General features: G+C 73.5%; 14 protein-coding genes. 5 read left to right on the top strand and 9 right to left on the bottom strand.

What is annotated here, in order from left to right:
• The first annotated feature begins 151 nt into the window (after window positions 1-151).
• A complete protein-coding gene (locus tag J3P36_RS07400; RefSeq protein ID WP_210506779.1) occupies window positions 152-694 on the top strand; it encodes a general stress protein in 543 nt (180 codons plus the stop codon).
• Between the two features lie 12 nt (window positions 695-706).
• On the opposite strand, the gene J3P36_RS07395 is transcribed toward J3P36_RS07400, so the two are convergent.
• From J3P36_RS07395 to J3P36_RS07380, 4 genes are all read right to left on the bottom strand, one after another.
• Window positions 707-1,504, bottom strand: a complete 798-nt coding sequence (locus J3P36_RS07395) for a deoxyribonuclease IV (RefSeq protein WP_210506777.1) — start codon at window positions 1,502-1,504, stop codon at window positions 707-709.
• Between the two features lie 115 nt (window positions 1,505-1,619).
• Window positions 1,620-3,089, bottom strand: a complete 1,470-nt coding sequence (locus J3P36_RS07390) for an aminopeptidase P family protein (RefSeq protein WP_210506775.1) — start codon at window positions 3,087-3,089, stop codon at window positions 1,620-1,622.
• A gap of 78 nt (window positions 3,090-3,167) precedes the next feature.
• On the bottom strand, window positions 3,168-4,178 hold the full coding sequence (locus J3P36_RS07385; RefSeq protein ID WP_210506773.1) for an endonuclease/exonuclease/phosphatase family protein: 1,011 nt from the start codon (window positions 4,176-4,178) through the stop codon (window positions 3,168-3,170).
• Between the two features lie 60 nt (window positions 4,179-4,238).
• Complete coding sequence (locus J3P36_RS07380; RefSeq protein ID WP_210506771.1) at window positions 4,239-5,090, bottom strand: LLM class flavin-dependent oxidoreductase; 852 nt, start codon at window positions 5,088-5,090, stop codon at window positions 4,239-4,241.
• Between the two features lie 50 nt (window positions 5,091-5,140).
• On the opposite strand from J3P36_RS07380, the gene J3P36_RS07375 reads away from it, so the two are divergent.
• The gene (locus tag J3P36_RS07375) at window positions 5,141-5,995 is read left to right on the top strand and encodes a PHP domain-containing protein (protein WP_210506769.1); all 855 of its coding nucleotides are present in this window, start codon (window positions 5,141-5,143) and stop codon (window positions 5,993-5,995) included.
• A 6-nt stretch (window positions 5,996-6,001) separates the two neighbouring features.
• Here J3P36_RS07375 and J3P36_RS07370 read toward each other — a convergent pair whose 3' ends face one another.
• Together J3P36_RS07370 and J3P36_RS07365 are read right to left on the bottom strand one after the other, a co-directional pair.
• Complete coding sequence (locus J3P36_RS07370; RefSeq protein ID WP_210506767.1) at window positions 6,002-7,861, bottom strand: glycoside hydrolase family 2 protein; 1,860 nt, start codon at window positions 7,859-7,861, stop codon at window positions 6,002-6,004.
• Window positions 7,862-7,956: 95 nt separating this feature from the next.
• The gene (locus J3P36_RS07365) at window positions 7,957-9,381 is read right to left on the bottom strand and encodes a DEAD/DEAH box helicase (RefSeq protein WP_210506765.1); all 1,425 of its coding nucleotides are present in this window, start codon (window positions 9,379-9,381) and stop codon (window positions 7,957-7,959) included.
• 152 nt (window positions 9,382-9,533) lie between these two features.
• Between J3P36_RS07365 and J3P36_RS07360 the strand changes: the two genes are divergently transcribed.
• A complete protein-coding gene (locus tag J3P36_RS07360; RefSeq protein ID WP_307806991.1) occupies window positions 9,534-10,241 on the top strand; it encodes a ferritin-like fold-containing protein in 708 nt (235 codons plus the stop codon).
• Window positions 10,242-10,339: 98 nt separating this feature from the next.
• On the opposite strand, the gene J3P36_RS07355 is transcribed toward J3P36_RS07360, so the two are convergent.
• Together J3P36_RS07355 and J3P36_RS07350 are read right to left on the bottom strand one after the other, a co-directional pair.
• Window positions 10,340-10,633: a hypothetical protein gene (locus J3P36_RS07355; protein WP_210506763.1), complete on the bottom strand. Its 294-nt coding sequence runs from the start codon at window positions 10,631-10,633 to the stop codon at window positions 10,340-10,342.
• 7 nt (window positions 10,634-10,640) lie between these two features.
• Window positions 10,641-10,865: a DUF3107 domain-containing protein gene (locus J3P36_RS07350; protein WP_210506761.1), complete on the bottom strand. Its 225-nt coding sequence runs from the start codon at window positions 10,863-10,865 to the stop codon at window positions 10,641-10,643.
• 100 nt (window positions 10,866-10,965) lie between these two features.
• Between J3P36_RS07350 and J3P36_RS07345 the strand changes: the two genes are divergently transcribed.
• Window positions 10,966-14,073 (top strand): ATP-dependent DNA helicase, encoded by a 3,108-nt coding sequence (locus tag J3P36_RS07345; RefSeq protein WP_210506760.1) that lies wholly within the window; start codon window positions 10,966-10,968, stop codon window positions 14,071-14,073.
• Complete coding sequence (locus J3P36_RS07340; RefSeq protein WP_210506758.1) at window positions 14,070-17,237, top strand: ATP-dependent DNA helicase; 3,168 nt, start codon at window positions 14,070-14,072, stop codon at window positions 17,235-17,237. Before J3P36_RS07345 ends, J3P36_RS07340 begins: the two co-directional genes overlap by 4 nt.
• Here the strand turns inward: J3P36_RS07340 and J3P36_RS07335 are convergent.
• Window positions 17,192-18,241: a phosphotransferase gene (locus J3P36_RS07335; RefSeq protein WP_210506756.1), complete on the bottom strand. Its 1,050-nt coding sequence runs from the start codon at window positions 18,239-18,241 to the stop codon at window positions 17,192-17,194. The genes J3P36_RS07340 and J3P36_RS07335 overlap by 46 nt on opposite strands.
• Between the last annotated feature and the right edge of the window lie 18 nt (window positions 18,242-18,259).

Raw genomic sequence — 18,259 nt, 5'->3', positions numbered from 1 at the left:
TCGGGTGAATTCCTGCCGGTCGGCCTGCCGCCGAGCGCGCTCGCCCCGGCCGCCGGCACGGCACACGGAACCCGCCGGGAGGGCGCGACTCTTTCCGGATTTCCCCCGTCGCTCCCATGTGCCGGGAACGGGAGTCGGCCAGAATGAGGGCATGACCACACCTTCTCCGTTCAGCGGCCGCCAGCAGGTCGAGCCCGCCCTCCCGCGCGGAGAGGTCGTCGGCACCTACGAGACGTACACCCAGGCGCAGCAGGCGGTGGACCGGCTCGTGAAGGCGGACTTCTCAGTGAAGGACGTCTCCATCGTCGGCAACGACCTCAAGAGCGTCGAGCACGTCACCGGCCGCCTCACCTATGCGAAGGCCGCCGGCGCGGGCGCGCTGTCCGGGCTCTGGATGGGCCTCTTCATCGGCGTCGTGCTGGTGCTCTTCTCGCCGGCCAGCCCGGGCGTCCTCGGCGTCGGCCTCGCCGCCGCCATCATCGGTGCCGGCTTCGGCATGCTGTTCGGCATCGCGAGCTACGCGGTGACCCGGCGGGTGCGCGACTTCACCTCGACCCGCGCGGTGATCGCCTCGAACTACACACTCGTCGTGCAGTCCGACAGCGCCGTCCGGGCCCAGTCGATCCTCGGCGGGAGCGGCCCGATGGCCTCGACCGGCGACACGCAGCCGCCGAACCTGCCGCCCACGATCTAGGGGCTGGGTCGCCTAGCCGAGCCTCTCGCGCAGCCAGGCGATGTCCGCGGCCTGCGACTCGACGCCGCCGGGAGTCTCGACGACGACGGGCGCATCCGCCGCACGCACGACCGCGGCGAGGTCCGCGCCGTCGATGTGCCCGGACCCGAGGTTCGTGTGCCGGTCGGCGCCGGAGTCGAAGTCGTCGCGGCTGTCGTTGAGGTGCACGAGGTCGATGCGGCCGGTGATCGCGCGGACCCGCTCGACGATGGTGCCGAGGTCGTTGCCGCCGGCGTGCGCATGGCAGGTGTCGAGGCAGAAGCCGACCGTGTCGCCGCCCGCGGCCCCCTCCAACGCGTCCCAGAGCCGCGCGATTGCCTCGAGACGGCGCGCCATCGCGTTGTCGCCTCCCGCGGTGTTCTCGATCAGGAGCGGGACCGGCATGTCGAGCCGATCGACGCACTTCCGCCAGTTCTCGAACCCGTCGGACGCGTCCTCGTCCTTGCCCAGGTGGCCGGCGTGCACGATGAGGCCCTTCGCGCCGATCTCCGCAGCGGCGTCGAGGTGCTGCTGGAGCAGCTTGCGGCCCGGGATCCGGATCCGGTTGTTCGTCGACGCGACGTTGATCAGGTAGGGCGCGTGCACGTAGAGGTCGACGCCGGCAGCGGCAGCTGCCTCGCGGAGGGCGGTCGGCCCGTCCGCGTACTGCACGACGGGGCCCTTGTAGCTCTGCGGGTCGCCGAGGAAGAACTGGCTGAGCGTCGCCTGTCGTGCCGCGGCCTCCGCCACCGGGTCGGCCTGGTCGACGTGCCCTCCGATGCGCAATGCCATGCGTCCCACCGTATGCCGTGCAGCCTTCCCCCGCCGAGATGCCACTTCCCGCCCTCAGAACTGCGGAATGAGGGCGGAAAGTGGCAACTGGCGCGAAGGAGGAAGGGGGAGTGCGTCAGCGGGCGGTGAGGCGGGCGATCCAGGCCTCGACCTCGTCGGCCGTGCGGGGGATGCCGGCCGACAGGTTCTCGACGCCGGTCTCGGTCACGAGCACGTCGTCCTCGATGCGGACGCCGATGCCGCGGAAGTCCTCGGGCACCGTGAGGTCATCGGGCTGGAAGTACAGGCCCGGCTCGATCGTGAACACCATGCCGGGCTCGAGCAGGCCCTCGCGGTAGAGCTCCCGCCGCGCCTTCGCGCAGTCGTGCACGTCGATGCCGAGGTGGTGGCTCGTGCCGTGCACCATGTAGCGGCGGTGCTGCTGGTTCTCCGGCTTCATCGCCTCCTCCGCGGTGCCGGGCAGCAGGCCCCACTCCGCCGTCTTCCGAGCGATGACGGCCATCGCGGCCTCGTGCATGTCGAGGAACCGGATGCCGGGGCGCGCGATCGCGAACGCGGCGTCGGCCGCCTCCCGGACCGCCTCGTAGATCTTCCGCTGGGTCGGCGTGAAGCGGCCGTCGACGGGCAGGGTCCGGGTGATGTCGGCGGTGTAGAGGCTCGACAGCTCGACGCCGGCGTCGACGAGCATGAGGTCGCCGGGCACCACGGGGCCGTCGTTGCGGGTCCAGTGCAGGATGCACGCGTGCGGGCCCGACGCGGCGATGGTGTCGTAGCCGACCGCGTTGCCGTCCATGCGGGCTCGCGTGTAGAAGACGCCCTCGACGACCCGCTCACCGCGGTCGTGCCGCTGGATGCGCGGCAGGTCGGCGACGATGTCGTCGAAGCCCAGCGCGGTCGCCTCGACGGCGAGGCGCATCTGCCCGATCTCGTACTCGTCCTTCACGAGGCGGAACTCGCTGAGCGTGCGCGCGAGCTCCTCGGAGGTGTCGGCGTCGACGTCGTCGTCCGCCGCGTCGAACTCCGCGAGCGGCCGGGTGGCGAGGCCGAGGTCGGCGGCCACGTGCTCGAGCGTCGGGCGCGGGCCGATCCAGAACTCGCCGATCTCGGGATTGGCGTAGAACTCGTCGGAGTCGCGGCCCGCTGCCGGGCGGAAGTAGAGCGTCGAGGTGTGGCCGTCGCCCGCGGGCTCGAGCACGAGCAGAGCGTCCGGCTCGGCGTCGGCACCCCAGCCGGTCAGCCAGGAGAAGGCGGAGTCGGCGCGGAACGGGTAGTCGGTGTCGTTCGAGCGCACCTTGCGGCCGCCCGCGCGGATGACGAGCCGCTGACCCGGGAAGAGCTCGGAGAGGCGCTTGCGGCGCGCGGCCGCGTAGGGCGCCTGCTCGCGCTGCGGGGGAGTGACGAGGGCACGGTCGGCCCAGCCGCTGCCGATGTACGCGGCGAACGACTCCGGCCAGGGCGCCGCCCGGTTCGACGTCGCGCGCGGGGCCGCCGCGTCGGTGGTCTGCTCGGGTGCGGCGTCGACGGGACCCGCCGCCTCCGGCGCCTCGAGGTCCGGCTCGGCCACGCGCTCGGTGTCGTCGTTCATGCGTCCATTCTCGCCCCTGGTTGCGAGAGCCTTCTCAACCGCCGAGATGGTTCCCGGAGGGGGATCGCCGCAGCGTGGTCAGCCGGCGCGGGTGAGCTGGACGAGGACCGGGCGGTGGTCGCTGCCGGCGCCGTCGCGGTCGGTGATCACCCGGTAGCCGCTGACGCGCCAGCTCGGCGTCGCGAGCACGTGATCGATGGGCGTGCCCACCAGGGCGGGCAGCGACGTCGGCCAGGTGCCGATCGCCCCGCCGCCGCCGAGGCGCCCCGCATCGCGGCACTGGCCGAGATCGGCGCCGGGCGCCGCCTGCAGGCCACTGAAGTGGTCGAGGGTGGCGTTGAAGTCGCCCGCCAGGATGACGTCCTCGCTCGCGCACTGTGCGGCGAGCCACGCGAGGTCGCTCCGCCACTCCGGCGTGTACGCCGTGGTCGGGGCGACGGCGTGCGCGGCGACGATCTTCGGGCCGCCACCGGCGGGCACCGCCACGACGCTCGGCAGGACCGCCGTGTTGGAGGCACCCGACCCGATCACGTAGGAGCCGAGGTCGGCGCTGATCAGCAGCGACGTGGAGCGGGCCTTCGAGATCTGGTCGTACGCGACCGTGTAGGACACCAGCGGCAGGCCCGCCGCCTGCGCGGCCGCCGCCACCTGCTTCGCGGTCTCCTCGGTCGTCTCCGGCAGCGCGACGATGTCGGGCCGGCGCTCGAGCACGAGGTCGGCGATCGCCTCCACGCCGGGCGCGTCGCCGAGCGTGTTCCAGCTGAGCACGGTGAGCGTGGCCTCGGAGTCGGTCTCGAATCCGGTGCCCGCGATGCCGCGCGTGGAGAGCACGGTCACCTGGATGCCCGTGAAGCCGAGGAGCAGCACAGCGACCATCGCGAGGAATCGGCGCCCCGGCCGGATCAGCAGCGCCAGCACGGTGCCGAGCACGGCCGCGACGAGGCCGAGGATCACGGCCGCTCCGCGCAGCGACACCGCCTGCGCGACCGGCGTGGTGCGCTGCAGCGTGAACAGCTGCGGCCAGACGATCGCGACGAGCGCCCCGGTGAGCGCGAGCAGGATCAGGGCTGCCAGCGCTCGACGGATCATCCGCTTCACCGTAGCCGAGGCGCCCCCACGCAGCCTGGAGGCGGGGCGGCCGACCGCCCGCTAGCGCTCTGCGGCGACGAGCGCCCGCGTCGCGGGCGCCAACTCCCGGCCGAACCGCTCGATCCGGACGGCGTCGTCGCTCACGAGGATGAACGTCTCCACGCGGTGCTCGAGCGCGAGCGCGGCGAGCACCTCGGGCTCAGCGGTGTCGTCGGGCACGTTGAGCAGCCGCCGGATCGCGGACGGGGCGCGTCCCGCGTCCGCCGCGGCCTCGTCGATGATCGAGTGGGCCGTGGCCAGGGCGTCGAGTGACTCGAGGCGGGCGAGCGAGGGCAGCCAGCCGTCGGCGGTCCGCCCGATCAGCCGCAGCATCCGGGGACCGAGCGCGCCGACCCAGATCGGGATCGGATGTGCGGGCGCCGGCCCCCGCTTCGCGCCGTGCACGGCATAGAACTCCCCGTCGCGGAAGACCCCGCCGCGCTCGCCGGTGTCCCACAGGTCGCGGATCAGGCCGATCGCCTCGTCCAGGGCACGCACCGCCTCGCCGGGCTCGCGGCGCTCGCCGCCCATCGCGGCGATCGCGTCCCAGAACGCGCCCGCCCCGAGCGCGAGCGCGAACCGGCCGCCCGTCAGCAGGTCGAGGGAGGCGGCGGCGCGGGCCAGCACGGCGGGCGGGCGCAGCGGCAGGCTGTGCACGTTCGCCGCCAGCCGCACCCGCTCGGTGCGGGCGCCGACGTAGGACAGGAGCGTCCACGTGTCGAGGAACCGCGGCTGGTACGGGTGGTCCTGGAAGGTCACGAGATCGAGTCCCGCCCGCTCGGAGGCGACGGCGAGCGCGACGGTGCCCGCGGGATCGGCGGCCGCCGGCGTGAGGAAGGTGCCGAACTCCAGCCGCTCGCTGCGCTCAGCCACGGGTCCTCCTGCCGTCCGCCCTCATCCTGCCGCGGTCCTAGCATGGAGGCATGCAGGTGCGCGGACCGTTCGATCTGCACACGCACTCGAGCGTCTCCGACGGCACGGAGGTCCCCGCCGACCTGGTCGCGTCCGCGGCGGCCGCCGGTCTCGCCGGCATCGCCCTCACCGACCACGACTCGACGGCCGGCTGGGAGTCCGCCTCCGCGGCGGCCCGCGAGCACGGCGTCTCCCTGCTTCCCGGCATGGAGCTGAGCACGCGCCACGGCTGGCAGAGCGTGCACCTGCTCGGCTACCTGTTCGACCCGGCCGACGCGGGCATCCTCGCCGAGACGGAGCGCATCCGGCACGACCGGATCACCCGGGCGGAGACGATGGTCGCCCGCATCGGGCACGACTACGAGCTCGAGTGGGACGACGTGCTCGCCCAGACGACGCCGGACGCCACCATCGGGCGTCCGCACATCGCCGACGCACTCGTCGCGAAGGGGCACGTCCAGGACCGCGGCGAGGCGTTCGCGACGATCCTGCACTGGCGCGCCGGGTACTACGAGCCGCACTACGCGCCCGAGCCGCTCGAGGGAGTCCGACTGGTGCGCGCCGCGGGCGGCGTCCCGGTGATCGCCCACCCCGCCGTCAGCTCCGACCGCATCCTGCCCGAGGACTACCTGCGCCGGCTGGTGGATGCCGGCCTGTTCGGCCTCGAGGTGCACCACCGCGACAACAGCCGGGCCGGCGCGAAGCGGCTGCTCGAGCTCGCCGCGAAGTACGACCTCGCCGTGACGGGATCGAGCGACTACCACGGCACCGGCAAGCTCAACCGGCTCGGCGAGAACACCACAGCGCCCGAGGTGGTCGAGCGCCTCGTGGCCGCGGCGTCCGGCTGGGCGCCCGTCCTCGGCTAGCCGCCCCTAGTCGGCCGCGGCGCGCTGCCGCCCGGACGGGACCGTCTGCTCGTAGGCGGACTGCCGCTGCTGGATCGCGCGGATGCGCGCCACGTCGAACTTCGCGGAGCGGTCGAAGGCGTAGACGCCGTTCTCCTCCTGGAAGACGTCGGTGAGCTGCGTGTAGCAGTAGCCGAACATGCGGGGGTCGTCGAGCAGGACGCCGACGAGGCCCTCGAAGCGCGCGTAGAACTCCTCGAGGTTCGCGACCCGGTCGCCGTAGCCCCAGGAGTCGAGGATGTCGTCGCCCGCCTCCGGATCGGGTGCGAGGGCCGGATTCCACCAGATGCCGCCGAACTCGGACACGAAGTAGGGCTGCCCGGCGTAGGGCAGGGACCACTCCTCGCGCTCCTCGTCGTCGCCGACCGGGTCGCCGGTGTTGACGAACGGCGCGCCGGACGCGAGCCCGGACTGCTGAACCGCGAACTCGGCCGGGTCCTGCTTGTACGAGTGGGAGTCGTAGACGTCGGTGGGCTCCCGGTGGCTGTAGCCGGACGCGTCGATCACCGGCCGGCTCGGATCGACGAGCTTCGTCGCGAGGAACATCGCGTGCGTCACGTCGTCGAGCACGGTCGTGCGGTCGTGCCGCTTCTGCGCCGTCTCGTTGAGCGGGCACCAGCCGATGATGGCGGGGTGGCTGACATCCCGCTGCAGGATCTCGAGCCACTCGCCGACGAACGCGGACGTCGGCTGCTGATTGTGGCCGGTGGGGCCGAGCCCGTTCACGCCCCAGTCGCCGTACTCGCCCCAGACGAGGAAGCCCGCGCGGTCCGCGTGGTAGAGGTAGCGCTCCTCGAACGCCTTCTGATGGAGGCGGGCGCCGTTGAAGCCCGCCTCGAGGGCCAGCTCGATGTCCCGCCGCAGCGCCTCGTCGGACGGGGCGGTCATCAGCGTCTCCGGCCAGTAGCCCTGGTCGAGCACGAGCCGCTGGAAGACGGGTTCGCCGTTGAGCAGCAGCGCCTGTCCGTCGATCGACACGGACCGGAGGCCGGCGTAGCTCGTCACCTCGTCGACGGTCTCCCCGTGGGCGTCGACGAGCTCGAACACGACGTCGTAGAGGTGCGGATCCTCGGGCGACCAGGTCCGGACGGCGTCCTCGGGGAGGCGCACCTCGAGGGTGGGGGAGAGGTCGAGGTCGGCCCGCGTCTCCGCCTCCGCGACCGGGCGGCCGCCGGAGAGGACGGTCGCGCGGAAGCGCCAGCCGGGCCGGTTGCGGCTGACGACCGCCCGGAACGAGAACACGCCGTCCGCGAGGCGCGGCGTCGTCGCGACCCGGCGCAGGTGCGTCTCCGGCACCGACTCGATCCAGACCGTCTGCCAGATGCCGGTGGTGCGGGTGTAAAAGCAGCCGTTGTTGAGGAACTGGCGCGCCTGCTTCCCGCGCGCCTGCGTCTGCTCGCGCAGGTCGCGCGCCCGCACCGTGATGGTGAGGACGGTGCCCGGAGCGCGGATGCCGAGGTCGACCGTGAACGAGCTGAAGCCGCCGCGGTGCCTGCCGGCCTCGACCCCGTTCACCCACACGGTGGTGTCATAGTCGACCGCGCCGAAGTGGAGCAGGACGCGGCCGTCCCAGTCGGCGGGCACCGTGACCGTGCGCCGGTACCAGACCGCCTGGAGGTAGTCGGGATTGCCGATGCCGGACGCCTCGGACTCGGGGGCGAAGGGGACCAGGACCCGCTCGGTCAGCGGCGCCGCCACGAGGCCGCGCTCCAGTCCCGAGTCGCCCTGGTCGAGCTGGAAGTCCCACCACCCGTTGAGGTTGAGCCAGCGGCTCCGGACGAACTGCGGACGCGGATGCTCCGCACGGGGGTGATCGTCGTTGATCATGAGCCTTCTCGTCGGGGATGAGTCAGACGGACGGTGCTGTCGGGAGAGAGGTCACGGAGCGGGGGCCGCCGGGGTTCTCGAACGGCCGGCCCAGCTCAGGCGGACGGCGCGGCCGGGCGGGAGCCGCCGCGGCGACGGCGGCGGCGCGGGGCGCCGCTTCCGTCGTGGGTGCCCGAGCCGGGCGCGTGCTCGGCGTGCGCCTCGTGCTGCGGGCCGCTCGGCTGGCCGCTGCTGCGGGTGCGGCGGCGGGAGCGGCTGCGCGCCGGCTTCTCGCCAGCGCCCTGCTCGCTTGCGGGCGCGTCGCCCGACTCCGTGTGCGCCGGGGCGGCGGCCGGTGTGCGGGCGAGCCTGCCCTTGGTGCCGGCGGGGATGTCGAGGTCCTCGAACAGGTGCGGGGAGGACGAGTACGTCTCCGTCGGCTCCGGCTGCCCGAAGTCGAGAGCGCGGTTGATGAGGGACCACTTGTGCAGGTCCTCCCAGTCCACGAACGTCACCGCGATGCCCGTCTTGCCGGCACGGCCGGTGCGGCCGACGCGGTGCAGGTACGACTCGGCGTCGTCCGGGATCGTGTGGTTGATGACGTGGGTGACGTCGAGCACGTCGATGCCGCGCGCGGCGACGTCGGTGGCGATGAGCACGTCCTTCTTGCCCGCCTTGAACGCGGCCATGGCGCGCTCGCGCTGCTCCTGGCTGAGGTCGCCGTGCACGGCGGCCGCCTTGAAGCCGCGGTCGCCGAGCTCCTCGACGAGCTTGGCCGCGGCACGCTTGGTGCGCGTGAAGATGACCGTCTTGCCGCGGCCCTCGGCCTGCAGGATGCGGGCGATGACCTCGTCCTTGTCGAGCGAGTGCGCCCGGTAGACGAGGTGCTTGATGTTCGCCTGGGTGATGCCCTCGTCGGGGTCGGTCGCCCGGATGTGCACGGGCCGGTTCATGAACCGGCGGGCGAGCGCGACGATCGGGCCCGGCATGGTGGCCGAGAAGAGCATGGTGTGGCGCGTGGCGGGCGTCTGCGCGAACAGCTTCTCGATGTCCGGCAGGAAGCCGAGGTCGAGCATCTTGTCCGCCTCGTCGAGCACCATCTCGCGCACGTTCGCGAGCGACAGCAGCCGCTGGCCGGCGAGGTCGAGCAGGCGGCCCGGGGTGCCGACGACGATCTGCGCGCCGGCCTTGAGCTGCTCGATCTGCCCCTCGTACGCCTTGCCGCCGTAGATCGAGACGACCGTGGTGGAGCGGTTCGAGGTGGCGAGCTCGAGGTCCTCGGTCACCTGGACGGCGAGCTCGCGCGTCGGGACGACGACGAGGACCTGCACGCCGGGCGCCGGGTCGAGGCCGAGCCGCTGGACGATGGGGAGGCCGAAGCCGAAGGTCTTGCCGGTTCCCGTCTTGGCCTGGCCGATGATGTCCTGGCCGGAGAGTCCCAGGGGGATCGTCTGCTGCTGGATGGGGAAGGGCTCGATGATGCCCTTGGATGCGAGGGCATCGACCATGTCCTGGTCGATGCCGAGATCGGTGAAAGTCACGAAGAAGGTGCGCCTGTCAGTTGATTCGCGCCCGTCGAGGCGCCCGTCCGTCCCGGCAGTCGCGCGCGGAACCCGCCCATTCTACCGGTTCCCCGGATTCCGGGCGCTGGCGCCCGTTCGGGGCGGCTCGCGGCTCGCCCTAAGCTTGGCCTGTGATCTCCTGGCTCGGACGCCACGGCAGCGGTGCCGAGTCTCCTCGGTCGCGCAAGCGCACCGCGTCGCTGCCCGTCGAGCGGGTGAGCATCGAGGCGATCCGCCCGGAGCCCCGCGCCGTGATCGCCCAGGCCGCGTACCTGCAGCTCGGCGCGTTCGAGGCGCTCTCCCGCGCCGCCGGGGCTGCCCCCGACCTGCACGCGAAGGCCGCTCTGTCGGCCGCGGCCGGGCTGGTCCTCGCGAAGCACCGCGCCCTGTTCGCCGAGCTCGAGCGCCGAGGGGTGTCCCCCGCCGACGCCATGGCGGAGTACCGCCCGGGCATCGACGCGTTCTACGAGCTCGTCGCGGGTGCCGACTGGTACGAGGCGCTCGCGAGCATCTACCTCACGTCCGGGCTGCTCGACGACTTCTTCTCCCGGCTCGCGGCCGGCATCGAGGACGGCGGCGCGAAGGTGTCGGCCGTCATCGCCGGCGACAGCGGCACGGACGCGATCGTCGCCCTGCTCGCGGCCGGCATGGAGGCGGACCCGAAGCTCGCGTCCCGCCTCGCGGTGTGGGGCCGGCGCCTGGTCGGCGACACGCTGCTCGTGGCGCGCTCCGCCCTCCCGCCCACCGAGCGCACCGCGGAGCACCGGATCGAGCCGGTGCTCACCGAGCTGATGGCGGAGCACACTCGCCGCATGGACCGCCTGGGCCTCACCGCGTAGCTCTGTCCTTCAACAGGCAGAAATCCGACCAACAGGCATAATCCGGCCATTTCTGCCTGTCGGCGGCAGGAATGCCTGTTGAGGGAGGGGCGGACCCTCTACCGCGTGCGCATCAGCGACGCGAGGCGGGCGTCGTCGTGCCGCTCGCGCGCCCGGCCGAGCAGGATCGTCGCCGCGGCGCACACGAGGGCGGTGGCCGTGAGGGTGATCCACCAGATGGCTCCGCCGTCCCACGGCAGGCCCGCCCAGGTGAGGGCGACCCAGAGGATCGCCGACACGGCGGCGCCGATCGACGGGATCAGCAGCACCCCGGTCGTGTTCCGATGCGGGAGTGTGTACCGGGCCAGGAAGCCGAGGATCACCCCGCCCAGGCAGACGAAGAGCAGCTCCATCGAGGCGTCAGGCGACGAAGCCGACGCGGCGGGCCTTCTCCGACCCGACCTCGATGTAGGCGAGGGTGGCCGCGGGGACGAGGTAGACCTTGCCGCCCTCGTCGACGAGCCGGATGAACTTGGCGCCGCTCTCGAGGGCGTCGCTCACCGTCGCCTCGATCTCCGAGGCCGGCTGGGACGACTCGAAGGTGAGCTCCCGGGCGCTGTTGACGATGCCGATGCGAATCTCCACGCTGACTCTCCTCCGCGTTTGCTTTCCTCCCAACCTACGGCAGGGGCCGCGCCCGCCCGCCTCACGTTCACTGTCGGCGCACGCGGTTACCGTGGACGCCGTGGGGATCCGGGGTTTCGCAGCGACGATCGAGGGGGTCGGCGGCGTCGCCCTCGACGACGCCCAGCGCGCCGTGCTCGCGCTCGGCGAGGAGGAGAGCGCGGTCGTCGTCGGCCCTCCCGGGTCCGGCAAGACGACGACTCTCGTCGAGCTCGTCGCCGCCCGCGTCGCCGAAGGCTGGAGCCCGTCCGAGGTGCTCGTCCTCTCGCCCGCCCGGCAGGCCGCGTCCCGGCTGCGCGACCGGATCGCGCTGCGCCTCGGCGTGCCGACCGGCGGGCCCGTCGCGCGAACTGCCGCATCGGTCGCGTTCGAGATCGTGCGCGCGGAGGCCGCCCGCAGCGGCGACGACGCTCCCCGCCTGCTGACCGGCGCCGAGCAGGACTCGATCATCGCGGCGCTCCTCGAGGGGCACGCCGAGGGCGGCGGCCCGGACTGGCCCGAGGCGCTCGACGCCGACGTGCGGCGGCTGCCCGCGTTCCGCACCGAGCTGCGCGAGCTGATGGCGCGCGCCACCGAGGCGAACCTGTCGCCCGCCGCGCTCGCCTCCCTCGGCGCGCGAGAGGGCGTGCCCGAGTGGCGCGCCGCCGCGCAGTTCGCGGAGGAGTACCAGCGGGTGGTCGACAGCTTCCGCTCCTCCTCCTACGACTCCGGGGAGCTGCTGGCCGAGGCCACCGCCCTGGTCCTCGCCGGCGAGGCGAGCTACCGCCCGCGGCTCGTGCTCATCGACGACGCGCAGGAGCTCGGCAGCGGCACCGCGGAGCTCGTCGCGGCCTGGGCGGCGCGCGGAACGGCGGTCGTCGCCTTCGGCGACCCGGACATCGCGAGCACCGCGTTCCGCGGCGGCCGCTCCGACCTGCTGTCGCGCCTTCGCGAGGTGCTGCGCCTGCCCTCGGTCACGACGCTGCTGCTCGGCACCGACCACCGCGCGCAGCCCGCGCTCCGGCACGTGACCGCCTCCGTGACGGCGCGCATCGGCGCCGCCGGCTTCGGCACGCACCGCTACCGGCCCCTCGCGGAGCCGCCGGAGCCCACCGATCCGCCCGCGGTTCTCCGCATCGAGGCCCCCGGCCGGCCCGAGGAGATCGCGCGCCTCGCCCACCGACTGCGGGAGCTGCACGTCCGCCACGACGTGCCGTGGAGCCGCATGGCGGTCATCGTCCGCTCCGGCAGGCTCGTCCCGTCCTTCGCCCGCGGCCTCGCGGTCGCCGAGGTGCCGACCCGGACGAGCCTCGCCGCGCGCCCGCTCCGTGAGGAGTGGGCCGCGCGGCACCTCGTCGATGCGGTCGCCGTCGCAGTAGGCACCCTGCCGTTCGACGCCGCAACGCTCGCCGGGCTGCTCCTCGGCCCGCTCGGCGGGCTCGACCCGGTGGGCCTTCGCCGCCTGCGGCTCGCCCTCCGGCACGAGGAGCTCGCCGGCGGGGGAGCGCGGCCCGCCGAGGAGCTGCTCGTCGAGGCGATGTCCGGGCCGGGCCGCTTCGTCACGATCGACGCCGCCCCCGCCCGTCGCGCCGGGCACCTGGCCGACACCCTCAGCCGGCTGAAGGACGCGCACGCCGCCGGCGCCTCCATCGAGGAGCTGCTCTGGCTCGCCTGGGAGCGCAGCGGGCTCGCCCGCACCTGGGGCGCGCAGTCGGCGGGCAGCGGCGTGCTCGCGGACGAGGCGAACCGCCACCTCGACTCGGTGGTCGCCCTCTTCACATCCGCCCAGCGCTTCGTGGAGCGCTCGCCCGGCCAGCCGGCCACCGACTTCCTCGCCGAGGTGCTCGGCGCCGACCTGCCCGAGGACACGCTCGCGCCGCGGTCACGGCAGGATTCGGTGCTCGTCTGCGCGCCGACCGCCGTGCTCGGCGCGGAGTACGACGTGGTCGCGGTGTCCGCACTGCAGGAGGGTGTCTGGCCCAACCTCCGCCTCCGGGGCACCCTGCTGCACCCGGGCCGCCTGGCCGACGCGCTCGAGGGGGTGCCCAGCCAGGACGTCGACGCGCGCAAGGCGGTGCTCGACGACGAGCTGCGGATGTTCGCGCTCGCCGTGTCGCGCGCCCGCCGGCACCTCCTGCTCACCTGTGTCGCCAACTCGGACGAGCAGCCGTCCTCCCTCCTCCGGCTGCTGCCGGACGTGCCGCCGGACCGTGGCGGCGACCGCCTCCCGCTGACCCTCCGCGGCCTCGTCGGCGCCCTGCGTCGCGAGCTGGCCGCGACCGGGGCCCCCGCGGCGGCGTCCGCGCTCGCCCGCCTGCGGAACGAGGAGGTGCCGGGCGCGGATCCGGCGTCCTGGTACGGCGTGCTGCCGCCGAGCACCGAGGCCCCGCTCGCCGACCTCGACGACCCCGACACCCGGGTCTCCGTGTCGCCGTCCCGGCTCGCGACGGTCGAGAAGTCCCCGCTCGGCTGGTTCGTCGACGTGATGGCGGCGAGCCCGTCCGGCATCGCCGCGAGCATCGGCACTGTGCTGCACGCCGCCATGGAGAAGCTGTCCCTGACGCCGGGCGCCGACCTCTCGGCGAAGGCCGTCATGGCGGCGGTCGACGAGCGGTGGAGCGAGTTCTCGTTCGAGTCGCCGTGGCTGGAGGAGTACGAGCGGCGGCGCACGTTCCGCCTCGCCGAGGGGCTCGCCGACTACCTCGCCGGCTTCGAGAAGGACGGGCACCGGCTGCTCGGCGCCGAGTCCGGGTTCGAGTTCGAGATCGGTCCCGCCGTCGTCCGCGGCACCATCGACCGCGTCGAGCTCACCGCCGACGGCGCCGTCGTGATCGTCGACCTCAAGACGGGGCGGCGCTGGCCGACGAAGGACGAGCTGCCGGGCCACGCGCAGCTGGGCCTGTACCAGCTCGCCGCCGCGCACGGAGCGCTGGAGTCGCTGCCTCCCGAGGCGAGTGCGGGCGGCGCGAAGCTGCTGTTCGTCGCGGACGGCGTCGCCGGGCGCCTCTACCGGGAGGCGGCGCAGGACGCCCTTCCCGACGAGGCGCTGGAGGCGTTCCGGGAGCGCGTGAAGAAGGCGGCCGAGACGATGGCCGGCACCCTCTTCCCCGGCGTCGACGGGCTCGACGACCGCGACCCCTACGCGAAGTACGCGTACCGCATCCACCTCGTGCCGGCGGTGTCCGCATGACCACCGCGGCGCAGATCGCGGCGGCGCTCGGCCTGCCCGAGCCCACCGACCAGCAGAAGGCCGTCATCGAGGCGCCGCTCACGCCGGCCCTCGTCCTCGCGGGCGCCGGCAGCGGCAAGACCGAGACGATGGCGAACCGGGTCGTCTACCTGCTCGCCAACCGGGCCGCGGAGCCGAGCGAGATCCTCGGCCTCACCTTCACCCGCAAGGCGGCCGGCGAGCTGAACGAGCGCGTCGGGCGCCGCATCGCGGGACTGTCGGCGACGCCGTACGCGCCCGCCGAGTCCGACCCGTTCGACGCCGCCACCATCGCCACCTACAACTCCTTCGCCAGCACCCTCTTCCGTGAGCACGCGCTCTCGATCGGCCGGGAGCCGGACGCGCTCGTTCTCGGCGAGGCGTCGGCCTGGCAGCTCGCCCGCCGGGTCGTGGTCGGCAGCGACGACGAGCGGCTGATCGGGCTCGAGAAGTCGGTGGACCGCGTCACCGAGGGCGTGCTCGCGCTGAGCCGCGCCATGGCCGACAACATCGTCGACGGCGCGGACGTGCGCCGCATGATCGACGACTTCGCCCGGCTCGAGGAGCTGCCCTACGGCAGCCCGCGCGCCAAGCAGCAGTACAAGTCGCTGCGCGACGCGCTCGCGATCGTCGGCACCCTCCCGCCGCTGCTCGCGCTCGCCGAGGAGTACGCGCGGCAGAAGGTGCGGCGCGGGCTCATCGAGTTCTCCGACCAGATCGCGCTCGCCCTCGAGATCGTCCGCCGCGTGCCGGGCGTCGCCGACGCGTACCGTGCCCGCTACCGGGTCGTGCTCCTCGACGAGTACCAGGACACGAGCGTCGTCCAGACCCGGCTGCTCGGCGAGCTGTTCCGCGGCAGCGCGGTGATGGCGGTCGGCGACCCGCACCAGTCCATCTACGGCTGGCGCGGGGCCAGCGCGAGCAACCTCGCCCGCTTCGGCCGCGACTTCGGCGGCGGCGCCGAGACGCGCACGTTCGCGCTGTCGACGAGCTGGCGGAACCCCGGCCGGGTGCTCGACGCGGCGAACGCCCTCGTCGCCCCGCTGTCCGCGGCATCGCCCATTCCCGTGGAGAGGCTCGAGCGCCGTCCCGGGTCCGGTGACGGAGAGCTGACCGTCGAGTTCCGTGAGACCGTGCTCGAGGAGGCGGGCGAGGTCGCCCGCTGGTTCGCCGAGAAGCTCGACGAGCGCCGCGACGGCGAGCCGCCGACCGCCGCCCTCCTGTGCCGCTCGCTCAAGAAGGTCGCCGTGTTCACGCGCGCGCTCGCGGACCAGGGCGTGCCCTTCCACGTCCTCGGCGTCGGCGGGCTGCTCGAGGATCCGGCCGTCGTGGACCTCGTCGCGACCCTCCGGGTGCTGCACGACCCGACTGCCGGTCCGTACCTGCTGCGTCTCCTCACCGGCGCCCGCTGGCGCATCGGGGTCCGCGACGTCAAGGCGCTGCGCGACCTCGCCTCCTGGCTCTCCGCCCGCGACTCCGGCCAGCAGCAGCTCGCCGAGGGGGTCCGCGACGTGCTCCGCGCGTCCACCGTCGCGGACGAGGGGATGTCGATCGTCGACGCGCTCGACTTCGTCGCCACCGCGCCCGAGGGCCACGGGCAGCTGACGGCATTCAGCGCGGAGGGCGTCCGGCGGCTCCGCGCGCTCGGCCGGGAACTGGCCTCGCTGCGCAGCCGGGTGGGCCTCGACCTCCTCGACCTCGTCGCGCTCGTCCAGCAGGAGATGCTGCTCGACGTCGAGGTCGCCGCCAACGAGTCGGCGCCCATCGGACGGGCCGGTCTCGACGGCTTCACGGAGCTGGTCGCGGACTTCGTCGCGGGCGACGCGTCGAGCGGGCTCGGCTCCTTCCTGTCCTGGCTCGAGCTCGCCGAGGAGCGCGAGAACCTCAGCCCGCGCACCGAGGACGCGGAGCCGGGCACCGTCCAGGTGCTCACCATCCACGGCGCGAAGGGCCTCGAGTGGGACGCCGTCGCCGTGCCCCGCATGGTCGAGGGCGAGCTCCCGGCGCCGCCCCGCAGCAAGCAGGGCTGGCTCGCGTTCGGGGAGCTGCCGTACGAGTTCCGCGGCGACGCGCCGGACCTGCCGTCCCTGCCGTGGCGCACCCTGGAGTCGGGCAAGGAGTTCGACGAGGCGTACGGCGGCTACTGCTCGGCGGTCGCCGACGCGTTCGCCGACGAGCAGCGCCGGCTGGCCTACGTCGCGGTCACCCGCGCCAAGCGGGCGCTGCTCCTGACCGGCTCCTTCTGGTGGACGCAGCGCAAGCCGCGCGGCCCGGGACAGTACCTGCGCGACCTGCAGGACGCCGGGCTCCTGCCGCCCGACGCCCTGCCCGAGGCGCCGCAGGACGAGGAGAACCCGCTCGACGACCTGGTCACGCACGTGCCGTGGCCGAGCGACCCGCTCGGTGCCAGGGCGCCGCGCGTGCTCGCCGCGGCCGAGGCGGTGCGCGCGGCGGACCCGGCGGCGCCGACGCCGTGGGGCGAGCGGATCGACCTCCTCCTCGCGGAGCGCGAGATGCGCCGGCTCGACGCGGAGCTCGTCGAGCTGCCCGTCCGCATCTCCGCGTCCGCGTTCAAGGACTACGTGACCGATCCGGCCGCGGTCGCCGCGAACCTGCGCCGGCCCATGCCGCAGCGGCCGTACCGGCAGACGCGGCTCGGCACGATGTTCCACTCCTGGGTGGAGCAGCGGTACGGGCTCGGCGGACTCGACGAGCTGGTCGACGCCCTGCCCGGCGACCGGGACCTCGACCTCGAGGACCTCGTCGAGAGCGAGGACTTCGACGAGCTGCGCCGCACCTTCGAGCGCTCCGAGTGGGCGGAACTGAAGCCGGAGGCGGTCGAGCTCGAGATCCACCTGCCGTTCGTCGACCGCGTGGTCATCTGCAAGATCGACGCGGTGTTCGAGCGCGACGGCCGCTGGGAGATCGTCGACTGGAAGACCGGCAAGGCTCCGAAGGACGCGGCCGACCTCGAGCAGAAGCAGTTCCAGCTCGCGCTGTACCGGCTCGCCTACGCGAAGTGGCGCGGGGTCGAGCCGGAGTCGATCGACGCGGCCTTCTACTTCGTCGCCGATGACGAGGTGATCCGGCCCGAGCGGCTCTACTCCGAGAGCGAGTTGCGGGAGCGCTGGTCGAGCGCCACCTGAGGCCGCTGGTCGAGCATCCGCTCGACCTCGTCGACGTCGAGGATCGGACCCGTCTCGTGCGCGAGCGCGCCCGCCGTGTGGCCCTGCACGCTCTGCACGAGGACGTCGAGCATGGCGACGGCGTCGTCGACCACGCCGCTGTCCTTCGTGTCGAAGCCGAAGAGCAGCCACTTGGCGAGCTCGAGCTCGGCGTAGAGCATGGCGCGGCGGCGCAGTTCGTTCACGTCCGATCCGGGCCGGGCCTCGGCGTAGGCGTCGAGCACCTGGTCCACCGTGTCGGGGCTCGGCGCGGAGAGGATCCAGGACAGGTCGCGCGCCGGGTCGCCGACCCGCAGGTCCGACCAGCCGAGCACGCCGACCACGCGGTCCTCGCTCTGCAGCAGGGCGTCCGCGTTCATGGCGCCGTGGATGACGCTCGGCTGGTACTGCCACAGGGCGGTGTCGTCGGTGGCGCTCTCCCACCGCGACAGCAGCGGCGCGGGGACGAGGGAGGTGGCGGCGGCACGGTCCATGACGCCGACGACCGAGCGGAGGCTGTCGATCGCGGTGACGACGGGCAGCCCGGCGTCGATGACGAAGCTGGTCGGAAGGGTGTGGATGGCGGCGATCGCCCCGCCGATCGACTCCGGCAGCACGCCGGGGAAGAGGCGCTCGAGGCGCACGCGGCGGCCGTAGACGAACTCGTAGACGGTGGCGCGGCGGGCCGCGCGGCCGTCGCGGGAGCGGAGCATCGTCTGGCCGACGAAGGAGGTCAGGGCGAAGGGGAGCCGGGTGCGGGCGCCGGAGCTGAGGGCGGTGAGGGCCGACAGCTCGGCGGTCTGGGCGGCCTCGGCCGCATCCGAGTTCGGGACGCGCACCAGGTAGTGGCTGCCGTCCCGTGCGGTGAGCAGCGCCGTGTCGAAGTCACCGTGCCGGTTCGACGTGAAGGGCTGAGCCGCCGCGACGTCGAGCCCTGCCACGGCGGAGGTGGCCAGCGCGGCTAGAGTGAGGTGGGATCGGGCCATACCGAAGAGGGTAGGTCT

It is taken from the genome of Naasia sp. SYSU D00057 (assembly GCF_017916505.1).
In the GTDB taxonomy this organism is placed as follows: Bacteria; Actinomycetota; Actinomycetes; order Actinomycetales; family Microbacteriaceae; genus Naasia.
Note: the sequence above shows the minus strand (reverse complement) of the source record. Positions and strands in the feature narration are given on the sequence as shown.